Annotated in this window: 13 protein-coding genes; all 13 read left to right on the top strand. The window is 34.9% G+C overall.

Annotated elements, in window-relative coordinates; all coding sequences use genetic code 11:
• The first annotated feature begins 226 nt into the window (after window positions 1-226).
• The 13 genes from rpmG (at window position 227) to fusA (ending at window position 14,842) form a co-directional block, all read left to right on the top strand.
• A complete protein-coding gene (gene rpmG / locus AB8U03_RS17535) occupies window positions 227-376 on the top strand; it encodes a 50S ribosomal protein L33 (protein ID WP_369705840.1) in 150 nt (49 codons plus the stop codon).
• Between the two features lie 42 nt (window positions 377-418).
• Entirely contained in the window at window positions 419-649 is a 231-nt protein-coding gene (gene secE / locus AB8U03_RS17530) for a preprotein translocase subunit SecE (RefSeq protein ID WP_369705839.1), read from the top strand.
• A 44-nt stretch (window positions 650-693) separates the two neighbouring features.
• The gene (gene nusG, locus AB8U03_RS17525; protein ID WP_369705838.1) at window positions 694-1,215 is read left to right on the top strand and encodes a transcription termination/antitermination protein NusG; all 522 of its coding nucleotides are present in this window, start codon (window positions 694-696) and stop codon (window positions 1,213-1,215) included.
• A gap of 73 nt (window positions 1,216-1,288) precedes the next feature.
• The gene (gene rplK, locus AB8U03_RS17520) at window positions 1,289-1,714 is read left to right on the top strand and encodes a 50S ribosomal protein L11 (protein ID WP_369705837.1); all 426 of its coding nucleotides are present in this window, start codon (window positions 1,289-1,291) and stop codon (window positions 1,712-1,714) included.
• 56 nt (window positions 1,715-1,770) lie between these two features.
• Entirely contained in the window at window positions 1,771-2,460 is a 690-nt protein-coding gene (gene rplA / locus AB8U03_RS17515; protein WP_369705836.1) for a 50S ribosomal protein L1, read from the top strand.
• 197 nt (window positions 2,461-2,657) lie between these two features.
• The gene (gene rplJ, locus AB8U03_RS17510) at window positions 2,658-3,158 is read left to right on the top strand and encodes a 50S ribosomal protein L10 (RefSeq protein ID WP_369705835.1); all 501 of its coding nucleotides are present in this window, start codon (window positions 2,658-2,660) and stop codon (window positions 3,156-3,158) included.
• A 28-nt stretch (window positions 3,159-3,186) separates the two neighbouring features.
• Window positions 3,187-3,558, top strand: coding sequence for a 50S ribosomal protein L7/L12 (rplL, locus tag AB8U03_RS17505; RefSeq protein ID WP_369705834.1), 372 nt, complete (start codon window positions 3,187-3,189; stop codon window positions 3,556-3,558).
• A 424-nt stretch (window positions 3,559-3,982) separates the two neighbouring features.
• Window positions 3,983-7,714: a DNA-directed RNA polymerase subunit beta gene (gene rpoB / locus AB8U03_RS17500; protein WP_369705833.1), complete on the top strand. Its 3,732-nt coding sequence runs from the start codon at window positions 3,983-3,985 to the stop codon at window positions 7,712-7,714.
• Between the two features lie 17 nt (window positions 7,715-7,731).
• Window positions 7,732-11,259, top strand: a complete 3,528-nt coding sequence (gene rpoC / locus AB8U03_RS17495; RefSeq protein WP_369705832.1) for a DNA-directed RNA polymerase subunit beta' — start codon at window positions 7,732-7,734, stop codon at window positions 11,257-11,259.
• Window positions 11,260-11,378: 119 nt separating this feature from the next.
• Window positions 11,379-11,621 carry a ribosomal L7Ae/L30e/S12e/Gadd45 family protein gene (locus tag AB8U03_RS17490; protein ID WP_369705841.1) on the top strand — a complete coding sequence of 81 codons (243 nt, stop codon included), beginning with the start codon at window positions 11,379-11,381 and terminating at the stop codon, window positions 11,619-11,621.
• A 73-nt stretch (window positions 11,622-11,694) separates the two neighbouring features.
• On the top strand, window positions 11,695-12,072 hold the full coding sequence (gene rpsL, locus AB8U03_RS17485) for a 30S ribosomal protein S12 (RefSeq protein ID WP_369705831.1): 378 nt from the start codon (window positions 11,695-11,697) through the stop codon (window positions 12,070-12,072).
• A gap of 151 nt (window positions 12,073-12,223) precedes the next feature.
• Entirely contained in the window at window positions 12,224-12,694 is a 471-nt protein-coding gene (gene rpsG / locus AB8U03_RS17480) for a 30S ribosomal protein S7 (RefSeq protein ID WP_369705830.1), read from the top strand.
• 78 nt (window positions 12,695-12,772) lie between these two features.
• On the top strand, window positions 12,773-14,842 hold the full coding sequence (gene fusA / locus AB8U03_RS17475) for an elongation factor G (RefSeq protein ID WP_369705829.1): 2,070 nt from the start codon (window positions 12,773-12,775) through the stop codon (window positions 14,840-14,842).
• Window positions 14,843-14,913: the final 71 nt, after the last annotated feature.

The following is a 14,913-nucleotide window of genomic DNA, read 5'->3' as shown; positions in this document are numbered from 1 at the left end:
GAAGAACAGTTGGTTCTGGTGTTGTAACTAAAATAGTTCAGTAATGGTTAAGGACTGGGTTTGTGGACCTAGTCCTTTTAGAAGTGAATAGTTTCATTCATCCATGTTTTTAGCGTCATTGACATAAAAACTAAGTTGTGATAAATTAAATAAGTAATGCATAATTTTAAAAATGTAATTTTTAAATTGATTATACACTTGAACTATACCAGGAGGTGTGAAAGTAATGAGAGTAAAAGTAACACTAGCATGTACGGATTGTAAACAGAGAAATTACAATACAACTAAAAATAAAAAAAATGATCCAGATAGGCTAGAAATGAAAAAGTATTGCCCATTTTGTCATAAACATACAGTTCACAAGGAGACTAGGTAGAGTAGAGAGGCATATATTAAAATATTTGAGGATGTGAATAAAATGGCTGCACGTGATGACGCAAAAAAGGTTAGAAAGCAGGTCACACCTGAAGGTGGGTTCTTTAACTTTTTTAAAGGATTGGTAGCTGAATTTAAACGAATAACATGGCCCTCTAAAGAAGACTTAAAAAAAGTGACAATATCAGTTATTGCGTTTTGTGGTGTTTATGTGATAATTGTTGGGGTAATAGATTTTGGATTTAATTCTTTGGTTAAAACTATTCTGAAATAAGAATAAAAAAGGAGGCAGGGACGTTAAGTATTGTCCCTAGGATTATGGCAGATAAAGCTAAGTGGTATGTAGTTCATACATATTCTGGTTATGAAAATAAAGTTAAGGCTAATCTTGAGAAAACTATAGAAAATAGAGAACTATATGATTGGATAGATGATGTTCAAGTACCTATGGAAGAACAGGTTGAAATTAAAGATGGTAAAAAGAAAATAACATTAAAAAAGGTATTCCCAGGATATGTTTTAATACATATGATAATGACTGATGATTCCTGGTACATAGTTAGAAATACCAGAGGAGTCACAGGTTTTGTTGGACCTGGTTCTAAGCCTGTTCCACTTACTGATGAAGAAGTAAAAGATATGGGGATTAATGAAAAGCCTGTAAATGTAGATGTATCGGTGGGTGAAAATATAAAAGTAAAATCTGGACCACTTGAGAACTTTTTAGCTGTTATCCAAGAAATAAATACTGAAAAAAAGAAAATTAAGGCTTTAGTCAACATGTTTGGCAGGGAAACTCCTGTTGAGCTTGATTTTAATCAAATAGAAAAGATAGATTAATCTAGAAGAATGAAAGTTTTAATAAGCGGGAAAATGTAATTCCGTGTAACTACATTATAGGAGGTGTATATTTATGGCTAAAAAAGTAGTAGGAATGATAAAACTTCAACTTGCTGCAGGAAAAGCTACACCAGCTCCACCAGTTGGACCAGCACTTGGACAGCATGGTGTGAACATTATGGGTTTTTGTAAAGAATTTAATGCTAAGACTGCTAATCAAGCAGGCTTAATAATTCCAGTAGTAATTACTGTATATCAGGATAGATCTTTTAGTTTTATACTAAAGACTCCCCCAGCAGCAGTATTACTTAAGAAGGCAGTGGGAATAGAAAGCGGTTCTGGAGTACCTAATAAGACTAAAGTTGCAAAGGTGACTAAAGAGCAGCTTAAACAAATTGCTGAGACAAAAATGGCAGATTTAAATGCTGGATCTATTGAAACTGCTATGAAAATGATAGCAGGTACTGCAAGAAGTATGGGAATAACTGTAGAAGAATAATTGACTTAAATATGTGGAAGGTGTAATGCCGTTATTACCACTTAGGAGGATTTGAAATGGGAAAAAAATATAAGGAAAGTGTTAAGCTTATTGATAGGAATACATTATATACACCATCAGAAGCTATAGATCTTACTTTAAAAACATCTAAAGCAAAATTTGATGAAACTATAGAATTAGCATTGAAACTTGGGGTAGATCCAAGGCATGCAGATCAACAGGTCAGAGGAGCAGTAGTTCTTCCTCATGGAACTGGTAAAAAAGTTAGGGTATTGGTATTTGCTAAAGGTGCTAAGGTCAATGAAGCACAAGAAGCAGGAGCTGATTATGTAGGATCAGATGAATATGTTAAAAAGATTCAAAATGAAAATTGGTTTGATTTTGATGTGGTTGTAGCCACACCTGATATGATGGGGATTGTAGGTAGATTAGGTAGAATACTTGGGCCTAAAGGATTAATGCCAAATCCAAAATCCGGTACGGTTACATTTGATGTTGCAAAAGCAATAGAAGAAATTAAAGCAGGTAAAGTTGAATATAGAGTTGACAAGACTTCTATAATTCATGTTCCGATAGGAAAGAGTTCCTTTGAAGCAGAAAAATTGCTGAGAAATTTTCATGCATTAATGGAGGCTGTAGTAAAGGCAAAACCTGCAGCAGCTAAGGGTCAATATTTAAAATCTGTAGTAATATCAAGTACCATGGGACCTGGAGTAAAAATAAATTCAGCAAAGGTTCTTGAATAATATTGACTTAAATAATTAATTCGTATATAATACTAACAGCTTAATAAGTAAATACTCCATAGACGATAGGTGCAAAAGCGTAACGGGAAACCAACCTATTCAGGATTCCAATATAAAATTGTTTGGTCTCTCTGCGTCTAAGGAGAGGCTTTTATTTATATGTGTTGCAAGTTAAACTGTGAGGAGGTGGATACACAGTGGGAAAAAATAGAGAAGTAAAAGAAGCTAAAGTTAAAGAAATCAAAGAAAAAATGGAGAAAGCCCAAAGTATAATATTTGCTAAGTATCAAGGATTAACTGTGGAAGAAGATACAAAACTTAGAAAAAATCTAAGAGAAGCAGGTGTAGAATATAAGGTTTACAAAAATACACTAGCTACACTGGCTGCAAAGCAATTGGGATTTGATGAGGCAGGAAGTGTTTTTTCAGGACCAATATCAATAGCATTTGGATATGATGATCCAGCTGCACCAGCAAGAGTCCTCAATGATTTTTCAAAGGCTCATAATATGTTGGAATTAAAGGGTGGAATTGTTCAGGGAGAGATGTTTGACTTGGATAAAGTTAAATATCTTGCTACAATACCGCCTAAGGATGTTCTTATTGCAAAATTACTTGGAAGTTTCAAAGCTCCATTATCAAATTTTGTATATTTATTAGATGCAATTACAGAAAAACAAAAATCACAAGAAGATTAATTTAAAGAAATTTTGGAGGTGTTCATTAATGAGTAAAGAAGAAATCATTCAAGCTATAAAAGAGATGAGTGTTTTAGAATTAAATGAATTAGTAAAAGCATGTGAAGAAGAATTTGGAGTAAGCGCAGCAGCTCCAGTAGCAGTAGCAGGCGCAGGTGCTGCAGGAGCAGCAGATTCAGCAGAAGAGAAAACTGAATTTGATGTAATACTTAAAGCAGCAGGTCAAGAAAAGATAAAGGTTATAAAAGCAGTTAGAGAAGTAACAGGATTGGGATTAAAAGATGCTAAAGGTTTGGTTGATGGTGCTCCTAAGCCACTAAAAGAAGGAGTAAGCAAAGAAGATGCTGAAGCTTTAAAAACTAAGTTTGAAGAAATCGGTGCTGAAATAGAATTAAAGTAAAGATTGAAAAAATATTTACATAAAGAGGTACTTTTTAAATTAAAGTACCTCTTTATAATTCTTATAAAAATTTAAAGGTATTTAACATTCCGGCAATTAGTAATTACCGGTTTTTTATACATATAAATAAATTTAATTTTTTATGAAATAAAGGCTATTAGGTTATTTGAGAAATTTTTTTATGCTTATTTTAGAAATTCTAAGAATTCGTTATTGACAAATTGTCTATATTATGATAACATGATAAATTGCATTGATTAGTTACGGAATTAATGTAAAATGTATTATATTTAGAAAAATTTGAATTAATTATAAAAAAAAGGTTATAATAATTTGATGGCAATAAATAAGTCCATAAACATACATGTATAGGTAAAATGAATGTTTTTGGTTATTTTTAGTTTATACAAGGGGTGAAAAATCAATGGTACATCCTGTCCAGGTTGGTAAAAGAACGAGAATGAGCTTTTCCAGACTTAAAGAAATAGGGCATATGCCTAATTTAATTGAGGTACAGTTAGATTCTTACAATTGGTTTTTGAAAGAAGGCTTACAAGAGGTATTTGATGATATTAATCCTATTCAAGATTATACTGCAAACCTCAATTTGGAGTTTGTAGGATATAAATTAGATATGGATAATATCAAATATTCTGTAGAAGAATGCAAAGAGAGAGATGCAACTTATGCGGCACCTTTAAAGGTGAAAGTAAGATTACTTAACAAGGAAACCGGTGAAGTTAAAGAGCAGGAAGTTTTTATGGGAGACTTTCCTCTTATGACAGAACAAGGAACTTTTATAATTAATGGAGCAGAGAGAGTTATAGTTAGTCAGCTTGTAAGATCTCCAGGTGTATACTATGATATGTCTGTTGATAAAACGGGTAAAAATCTTTTTTCTTCCACGGTAATACCTAATAGGGGGGCCTGGTTAGAATATGAAACTGATTCTAACAACATAATATACGTTAGAATAGACAAGACCAGAAAACTACCTATAACCATTCTTGTCAGGGCTATGGGTTATAGCACTGATGCAGAGATTAATAATTTCTTTGGAGAGGATGAAAGATTAAAGGCTACAATTGAAAAGGATAATACTAAGACACATGAGGAAGCCCTGCTTGAGATATACAAAAGACTAAGGCCAGGGGAACCACCTACAGTGGATAGCGCTCAATCACTTATTGATTCTTTATTTTTTGATCCTAAAAGATATGACCTTTCTAGGGTGGGAAGATATAAATTTAATAAAAAACTATCATTACATCTAAGAATAACTAACCAAATAGCAGCGCAAGATGTAGTTAATCCACAGACAGGTGAAATACTTGTACAAAAGGGTGAAAGAATAAACAGAGAAAAAGCTATAGAAATTCAACAATGCGGAATAAATATAGTAGACATTCAGGTTGAGGATTCGGTGCTTAGAATTATAAGTAATCATTTTGTAGATATACGTAATTTTGTTGATTTCAATATAGATGATTTAAACATAAAAGAAAATGTACATTATCCAACCTTGAAAGAAATCTTGGATAATTACAGCGATGAAGAAAGTATCAAGGAGCAGATAGCAAAACATATTCACGATTTAATTCCTAAACATATAATTAAAGACGATATTTATGCTACTGTTAGCTATGAGTTGGGATTAGCCTATGGAATTGGCAACACTGATGATATAGACCATCTTGGCAACAGAAGACTTAGATCTGTGGGAGAATTACTTCAAAATCAATTCAGAATAGGTCTTTCAAGAATGGAAAGAGTAGTTAAAGAGAGAATGACTATACAGGATCAGGAGGTTATAACACCTCAAGCGTTAATAAATATAAGACCTGTAGCAGCAGCAATAAAAGAGTTCTTTGGAAGCTCTCAACTTTCTCAATTTATGGATCAGACTAATCCACTTTCAGAACTTACACATAAAAGAAGATTATCAGCTTTGGGGCCAGGCGGACTTTCAAGGGAAAGAGCTGGTTTTGAGGTTAGAGATGTTCACCATTCACATTATGGAAGAATGTGTCCAATAGAGACACCAGAAGGTCCAAATATAGGGCTTATTAACTCTCTTGCATCTTATGCAAAAGTTAATGAATATGGTTTTATAGAAACTCCCTATAGAAAAGTAGATAAGAAGAATAAACTAGTTACAAATCAAATTGTATATATGACGGCAGATGAAGAAGATCAATATTTGATAGGTCGTGCTAATGAACCTATTGAAGAAGACGGTAGATTTATAGATAATAAAATTACAGTTAGAGATAAAGAAGATGTTATTGTAGTACCAGCTGAAGATGTGGATTATATGGATGTATCTCCAAGACAATTGGTTTCAGTTGCAACTGCTATGATACCATTCCTTGAAAATGATGATGCAAGCCGTGCACTTATGGGATCGAATATGCAAAGACAGGCAGTTCCGCTTTTAAAACCTCAAGCTCCTATTGTAGGAACGGGTATTGAATATAAAGCAGCTGTAGATTCAGGGGTGCTTCCTAAAGCTAGAAATGCGGGTATAGTTTCATATGTATGTGCTAATGAGGTAAGAGTTAAAAGAGATTCAGATGGAGGAACGGATATTTACAGGCTTCTTAAATTTCAGAGATCTAATCAGGGCACGTGTATAAATCAAAGACCTATAGTTGAAAAAGGAGAAGTTGTTCAAAAAGGAACAGTTCTAGCAGATGGACCTTCTACAGATCTTGGTGAAATAGCTCTTGGTAAAAACATCAGAATGGGATTTACTACATGGGAAGGATATAATTATGAAGATGCAATGCTTATATCTGAAGAACTTGTTAAGAAAGATGTGTTTACTTCAATTCATATTGAAGAATATGAATCTGAGGCCAGAGATACAAAACTTGGCCCTGAAGAAATTACAAGAGACATACCAAATGTAGGAGAAGATGCATTAAAAGACATAGATGAAAGAGGAATTATAAGAATAGGTGCTGAAGTTAGAGCTGGCGATATATTGGTAGGAAAGGTGACGCCTAAGGGTGAAACTGAACTTACAGCAGAAGAAAGACTTTTAAGAGCTATATTTGGAGAAAAGGCCAGAGAAGTGAGAGACACTTCCCTTAGAGTACCTCATGGAGAATCAGGTATAATTGTAGATGTTAAGGTATTTACAAGAGAAAATGGAGATGAACTTTCACCAGGGGTTAATAAGCTTGTTAGATGTTATATAGCTCAAAAGCGTAAAATATCAGTCGGAGATAAGATGGCAGGAAGACATGGTAACAAAGGTGTTATATCAAGAGTATTACCTGAGGAAGATATGCCTTTCTTACCAGACGGCAGACCATTACAAATATGCTTAAATCCACTTGGCGTACCTTCCCGTATGAATATAGGGCAGGTGCTTGAAGTCCATTTAGGTCTGGCTGCTAGTGAATTAGGATGGCATATAGCAACTCCGGTATTTGACGGAGCAACAGAAGAGGATATAATAGACTGCCTTAAAAAAGCAGGTTATAAAGAAGATGGAAAAACTATATTGTATGATGGCAGAACAGGAGATCCTTTTAATCGACCTATAACAATAGGATATATGTATATATTAAAGCTGGCACATTTAGTTGATGATAAAATACATGCTAGATCGACAGGACCATATTCCTTGGTAACTCAGCAGCCTTTAGGCGGTAAAGCTCAGTTTGGAGGACAAAGATTTGGTGAAATGGAGGTTTGGGCTTTAGAAGCATATGGAGCAGCACATACCCTTCAAGAGATATTGACAGTTAAATCCGATGATGTAGTTGGAAGGGTTAAAACCTATGAATCTATTGTAAAGGGTGAAAATATACCAGAACCTGGTTTACCAGAATCCTTTAAGGTACTTATAAAGGAACTACAGGCCTTGTGTTTAGATGTGAAAGTATTAAATGATGACAAACAGGAAATTAAACTTAGGGAATCTGTAGATGATGAAATGGAAAACCTGGATGTTAACATAGAGGGAAATGAAGATATTGCATCGCCGTCTCAAGATAATCACGATAAGAAAAATCAAGAAGAAGGCAATGACAATAATGAGGATAGCGATAGTGATAGTAGTGATAGTGATGAGGATCTAGATTTGGATTATGAGGATTTAACTTTAGATGACTTGGAAATAGATGATTTTAATGATGAACATTAGGAAGGGAGGATGTACCCTTGTTTGAATTAAATAACTTTGATGCACTGCAAATAGGTTTGGCTTCACCGGAAAAGATAAGAGAATGGTCAAGAGGTGAAGTAAAAAAACCTGAGACAATAAATTATAGGACATTAAAACCTGAAAGAGATGGTTTGTTTTGTGAAAGAATTTTTGGACCAACTAAAGACTGGGAATGTCACTGTGGTAAATATAAGAGAATCAGATACAAAGGTATAGTTTGCGATAGGTGTGGTGTTGAAGTAACTAAGGCAAAGGTTAGACGTGAAAGAATGGGGCATATAGAACTTGCAGCTCCAGTATCACATATATGGTATTTTAAGGGGATACCATCCCGTATGGGACTCATTTTAGACATGTCACCAAGGGCTCTAGAAAAAGTATTGTATTTTGCATCATATGTAGTTTTAGAACCTAAGGAAACTCAACTTCTAAAAAAGCAGCTGTTAACTGAAAAAGAGTACAGGGAAGCTGTAGATAAGTATGGTGAGCAAAATTTCACAGCAGGTATGGGAGCAGAATCCGTTAAAAAACTTCTAGAAGAAATAAATCTTGATGAACTATCTGCGGGATTAAAAGAGGACTTGAAAAGCAGTACGGGACAAAAAAGGGTAAGAATAATAAGGAGACTTGAGGTTGTTGAATCTTTTAGAAAATCAGGCAACAAGCCTGATTGGATGATTATAGATGTGATACCTGTAATACCTCCGGATTTAAGGCCTATGGTCCAATTAGATGGAGGAAGATTTGCCACATCAGATTTAAATGATCTTTACAGAAGAGTTATAAATAGAAACAATAGACTTAAAAAGCTATTGGATCTAGGAGCTCCAGATATAATAGTTAGAAATGAAAAGAGGATGCTGCAGGAAGCTGTAGATGCTCTTATAGATAATGGAAGAAGGGGAAGACCTGTAACAGGTCCAGGCAATAGACCCTTAAAATCACTTTCTGACATGCTGAAGGGCAAACAGGGTAGGTTTAGACAAAATTTACTTGGAAAACGTGTGGATTATTCAGGACGTTCCGTTATAGTAGTTGGGCCGGAGCTCAGAATGTATCAGTGTGGATTGCCTAAGGAAATGGCTCTTGAATTATTTAAGCCGTTTGTGATGAAAAAATTAGTTGGAAGCGGTTTGGCACATAATATTAAAAGCGCAAAGAGAATGGTAGAAAGAGTACAGACTCAAGTGTGGGATGTATTAGAAGAAGTAATATCAGATCATCCAGTACTTTTAAACCGTGCACCAACACTTCATAGATTGGGAATCCAGGCATTTCAACCTGTACTTGTAGAGGGTAGAGCCATAAAACTCCATCCGCTTGCTTGTACAGCATATAATGCGGATTTTGACGGCGATCAAATGGCAGTGCATGTCCCACTTTCGGTTGAAGCTCAAGCGGAGGCCAGATTTTTAATGCTTGCTGCTCACAATATATTGAAACCTTCCGATGGAAAACCAGTAGTTGTTCCCACACAGGATATGGTACTTGGCTCTTATTATCTCACAGTAGAGAAAGACGGTGCCAAAGGAGAAGGTAGAATATTTTCTTCACCAGATGAAGTGATAATGGCATATCAGTTAAAACAAATTGATATTAATGCTAAAATAAAGGTAAGGATGAGGAAAGTTAAAGATGGGAAGAATATTAGTGGAATAATTGATACTACTCCAGGAAAGGTAATATTTAATGAATCCATACCACAGGATTTGGGATTCGTAGATAGAAGTATACCTGGAAACGAATTTAAATTAGAAATTGATTTTCTTGTTGCTAAGAAAAATTTAGGTAAAATAATAAATAAATGCTATATGAAACATGGAGCTACCCAGACATCTATAATGCTGGATAAAATAAAAGCAAGAGGATATCATTATTCAACTATAAGCGGTATCACCGTTTCCACTTCAGATATGGTAGTGCCGGAAGCTAAAAAAAGACTTCTGCATGAATCAGATGAGGCTGTAGATAAAATAGAAAAAATGTATAGAAGAGGATTTATATCTGAAGAAGAAAGATATCAAAGGGTTATAGAGAGATGGACTAAGACTACAGAAGATGTGGCAGATGCACTCATGGATAATCTAGATAAGTTTAATCCAATATTTATGATGGCAGACTCAGGAGCAAGAGGATCTAAAAGTCAGATTAAACAACTTGCAGGTATGAGGGGACTTATGGCAAATCCTTCAGGAAAAATAATAGAACTTCCGATAAGAGCCTCCTTTAGAGAGGGATTGGACGTACTTGAATATTTTATATCAACTCATGGAGCAAGGAAGGGAAATGCAGATACTGCTTTAAAAACTGCAGATTCTGGATATCTAACAAGACGACTTGTAGATGTAAGCCAGGATGTTATAGTAAGAGAAGAGGACTGTGGAACTCATGAGGGATATGATATATCGGAAATAAAAGAAGGAAATGAAGTTATAGAGAGTTTATCCGAAAGACTTACAGGAAGATATTCTGCAGAAGATATTAAGGATCCTAAAACAGGAAAAATATTGCTGCCAGGAGATACTTACATGGATTCCACAATAGCACATAAAATAGAGGATTCAGGGATAAAGAAAGTAAAAATCAGATCTGTATTTACCTGCAGATCACGCCATGGGGTATGTTCAAAATGTTATGGAATGAATATGGCTACCGCCAAGAAAATTGATATAGGAGAGTCAGTAGGTATAATAGCAGCACAGAGCATAGGGGAGCCTGGTACACAGTTAACAATGAGAACTTTCCATACTGGTGGAGTTGCAGGATCTGATATAACTCAAGGTCTTCCAAGGGTTGAAGAATTATTTGAAGCAAGAAAACCAAAAGGGTTGGCTATAGTAAGTGAAGTTTCAGGAACTGTAAAAATGGAAGAAACTAAGAAAAAGAGAAGCGTTTCTGTAATTACAGAAACTGGGGAAGAAGTAGTTTATGATATACCATTTGGATCAAGGCTTAAAGTATCAAATGGAGATACAATAAGTGCTGGAGATGAAATAACAGAAGGATCAGTAAATCCTCATGATATATTGAGAATAAAGGGAGTTCAGGGTGTTAAAAATTATCTTCTATCTGAAGTCCAAAAAGTTTATAGACTCCAGGGTGTTGATATAAATGATAAACATCTTGAAGTGGTAATAAGGCAGATGACAAGAAAGATCAAAATAGAGGATTCAGGAGATACAGAATTACTTCCTGGAACTATGATTGATGTATTTGATTTTGAAGATGAAAATTTAAGAGTTGAAGAAAATGGGGGGAAACCCGCTCAAGGTAGAGTAGCACTTTTGGGTATAACCAAAGCAGCTTTAGCAACAGAATCTTTTCTTTCAGCAGCTTCATTTCAAGAAACTACAAGAGTTCTTACAGATGCAGCTATAAAAGGAAAAACAGATCCTCTTTTAGGATTAAAGGAAAATGTACTTATAGGTAAACTTATACCGGCAGGAACTGGAATGACCAGGTATAGATCTATAAAAATCAATACGGAAAATGAGACTGAAGAAAAGATGTTAAAAAATGAATAGAAACAAGATTAATTTATTGACATAGTAATATTAAAATGATAAAATACATCTGTATGTTTTTCAAGAGACAAGGGCTTGCATACCTTGTCCTTGAAATGTTGTAGGAGGGAATGGAAATAATGATTTACAGACTTACAGGAAACAAAGTTGTTGGTGTAAAGCAAACAGTCAAAGCTATAAAGAATAACAAAGCAAAAACTGTATATATAGCTAGGGACGCTGATGATAAGTTAATACAGTCAGTAAAAGTGTTAATTGATGATAATTCCCAGGAATTAATTTATATAGACACCATGAAAGAATTAGGAAAATTATGTGGCATAGATGTAGGTGCTGCTACAGCAGCTGTATTAAAAGATTAACTTATGCATTTAAAAAGCTTTCAAGAATAAATTAATATAAATTTTAACTTGTTATTTAGAAGGAGGTGTAAACATGCCAACAATAAGCCAATTAGTAAGAAAAGGCAGAAAGACAATAAGCACAAAATCAACAGCCCCAGCATTAAAAGAATGTCCTCAAAAAAGAGGGGTTTGTACAGTAGTAAAAACTACTACCCCTAAGAAGCCAAATTCTGCACTTAGAAAAGTTGCAAGAGTTAGGTTGGTAAATGGTTATGAGGTAAGTGCATATATACCAGGCATAGGACATAACTTACAAGAACATAGCGTTGTCCTTATAAGGGGAGGAAGAGTTAAAGATCTTCCAGGTGTTAGGTATCATATAGTAAGAGGAGCACTGGATTCAGCAGGAGTTACTGACAGATTACAGTCAAGATCAAAATATGGTGCTAAAAAACCAAAACAAAAATAATTTTATTAAATTAAGTTGATGAAGTTAGTGCGATGTCTTCAGCGTTTATATATATATTTTGTGAAATTTTGCAGGAGTACAAAGCACTTTGCGGCTATTTATAGTCGAGTACCGATGAACTTAAATTTTGATTGTTAAGGAGGGAAGAAAAGTGGCAAGAAAAGGACATATAGGAAAAAGGGATGTATTACCGGATCCAGTATATAACAGTAAGGTTATTACAAAGCTGATAAATAATATAATGGAAGATGGTAAAAAAGGAGTAGCTCAAAAGATATGTTATGGAGCATTTGACATAATTGGTAACAAGACAAATAAGGAACCAATGGAAATCTTTGAGGCAGCCATGAATAACATAATGCCTCTTTTAGAGGTAAAGGCAAGAAGAATTGGTGGTGCAACATATCAAGTCCCAATAGAAGTTAGACCAGAGAGAAGACAGACTTTAGGGATAAGGTGGCTTCTTATAGCATCAAGAAAACGAGGAGAAAAATATATGAGAGAAAGACTTGCTTCAGAACTAATGGATGCAGCAAATAATACAGGTGCAGCTGTTAAGAAGAGGGAAGATACTCATAAAATGGCTGAGGCTAATAAAGCTTTTGCACATTATAGATATTAATATTAAAAACTGTTTTGGTATTCTTACTAAAGCAGTTTTATCGAATTTTAAATTTACACTTGCGAGGAGGAAAATTAAGTGGGAAGAGAATATCCGCTAGAGAAGTTCCGTAACATAGGAATAATGGCACACATAGATGCTGGGAAAACTACCACTACGGAACGTATACTTTTCTATACAGGAAGGACTCATAAAATAGGAGAAGTACATGATGGTGAGGCAACTATGGACTGGATGACACAGGAGCAAGAGAGAGGAATAACTATAACCTCAGCAGCTACCTTCTGTAAATGGAAAGGATATGCAATAAATATAATAGATACACCAGGGCACGTGGATTTTACTGTGGAAGTAGAAAGATCACTTAGAGTTCTTGATGGTGCGGTTACTGTCTTGGACGCTAAAAGCGGAGTTGAACCACAAACAGAAACTGTCTGGAGACAGGCAGATAATTATGGAGTACCAAGATTAGTTTATGTAAATAAGATGGATTCAGTTGGAGCAGATTTTTATATGTGCATAAATACTTTAAGAGAAAGGCTTCATTGTAATGCAGTACCTGTTCAAATTCCAATAGGTGCGGAAGATAAGTTTAAAGGTATAGTAGATCTTATAAAAAATGAAGCTATAATATATGAAGATGATTTGGGTACGGTAATGGATGAAGTTGCAATACCTGATGATTTAAAGGATAAAGCACAAGAATATAGAACTGCATTAATTGAGGCAGTGGCTGAACTGGATGAAGATCTAATGGTTAAGTATTTAGATGGAGAAGAGTTGACAGAAGAGGAACTGGTATCTGGAATTAGAAAAGGTGTTATTGCAAATGAACTAGTACCAGTTTTATGCGGTTCATCTTATAAAAATAAAGGTGTGCAGCCAATGATAGATGCTGTAGTTGATTTTATGCCATCACCGCTTGATATACCGCCGGTAAAAGGAACTGATACTGAAACTGGTGAAGAAATTGAAAGAAAAGCTGATGATAATGAACCATTATCTGCACTGGCATTTAAGATTGCTACAGATCCATTTGTAGGAAGACTGGCATTTACAAGAGTTTATTCAGGAGTTATGAAAAGTGGTACTTATGTATACAATTCAACAAAAGGTAAAAAAGAGAGGATTGCAAGACTTGTAAAGATGCACTCCAACCACAGACAGGAAGTTGATGAACTCCGTGCAGGAGATTTAGGAGCTATAGTGGGTTTAAAAGATACTACCACAGGTAATACTCTTTGTGATGAAGAAAATCCAATTGTACTGGAAAGTATGGAATTCCCGGATCCAGTTATAGATGTTGCGATAGAGCCTAAGACAAAAGCTGGTCAGGAAAAGATGGGTATAGCTCTTGCGAAACTTGCGGAAGAGGATCCAACATTTAAGACTTATACAGATCAAGAAACAGGACAGACAATTATAGCCGGAATGGGAGAACTTCATTTGGAGATAATTGTAGATAGACTGCAGAGAGAATTTAAGGTGGATTGTAATGTAGGTAAACCACAAGTAGCTTATAAAGAAACTATTAGAAAAACAGTTAAAGCAGAAGGTAAATTTATTAGACAGTCTGGTGGACATGGTCAATATGGTCATTGCTGGATAGAAATGTCACCTTCGCAAGAAGGTTATGTCTTTGAAAATGCTATTGTGGGAGGAACTATTCCAAGAGAATATATTTCTCCAATTGACAATGGAATACAGGAAGCTGCAGAAAGTGGTGTAATTGCAGGATATCCTGTTATAAACTTTAAGGTTAAATTATATGATGGATCTTATCATGATGTGGATTCTTCGGAAATGGCATTTAAGATTGCTGCATCCATGGCATTTAAAAATGCTATGAATAAAGCAGACCCAGTTTTACTTGAGCCAATGATGAGAGTTGAAGTTACAGTACCAGAGGAATATATGGGAGATGTAATGGGAGATATAAATTCTAGAAGAGGAAGAATTGATGGAATGACTCCTAGATCAGGAGCTGAAATTATAAAATCTTTTGTTCCACTTTCTGAGATGTTTGGATATGCTACTGTACTTAGATCTAGAACACAAGGTAGAGGAGTTTATACCATGACATTTGATCATTACGAAGAAGTACCAAAAAGTATTCAAGAGAAAGTTACAGGAGAAAGAAATAGCTAATTTTAATTAATATATTAGTTTGTTTGAGGAGGAAGAAGCAATGTCAAAAGAGAAGTTTGAAAGAACAAAAC

This window comes from Clostridium moutaii, assembly GCF_041205085.1.
GTDB lineage: Bacteria > Bacillota > Clostridia > Clostridiales > Clostridiaceae > Clostridium_B > Clostridium_B moutaii.
The sequence above is the reverse complement of the archived record's forward strand: the minus strand, read 5'-3'. Positions and strand labels throughout refer to the sequence as shown.

Excerpts from the sequence above, each read along its gene's own strand:
- rpmG (WP_369705840.1), top strand. The coding sequence starts at position 227 with ATGAGAGTAAAAGTAACACTAGCATGTACGGATTGTAAACAGAGAAAT.
- secE (WP_369705839.1), top strand. The coding sequence starts at position 419 with ATGGCTGCACGTGATGACGCAAAAAAGGTTAGAAAGCAGGTCACACCT.
- nusG (WP_369705838.1), top strand. The coding sequence starts at position 694 with ATGGCAGATAAAGCTAAGTGGTATGTAGTTCATACATATTCTGGTTAT.
- rplK (WP_369705837.1), top strand. The coding sequence starts at position 1,289 with ATGGCTAAAAAAGTAGTAGGAATGATAAAACTTCAACTTGCTGCAGGA.
- rplA (WP_369705836.1), top strand. The coding sequence starts at position 1,771 with ATGGGAAAAAAATATAAGGAAAGTGTTAAGCTTATTGATAGGAATACA.
- rplL (WP_369705834.1), top strand. The coding sequence starts at position 3,187 with ATGAGTAAAGAAGAAATCATTCAAGCTATAAAAGAGATGAGTGTTTTA.
- rpoB (WP_369705833.1), top strand. The coding sequence starts at position 3,983 with ATGGTACATCCTGTCCAGGTTGGTAAAAGAACGAGAATGAGCTTTTCC.
- AB8U03_RS17490 (WP_369705841.1), top strand. The coding sequence starts at position 11,379 with ATGATTTACAGACTTACAGGAAACAAAGTTGTTGGTGTAAAGCAAACA.
- rpsL (WP_369705831.1), top strand. The coding sequence starts at position 11,695 with ATGCCAACAATAAGCCAATTAGTAAGAAAAGGCAGAAAGACAATAAGC.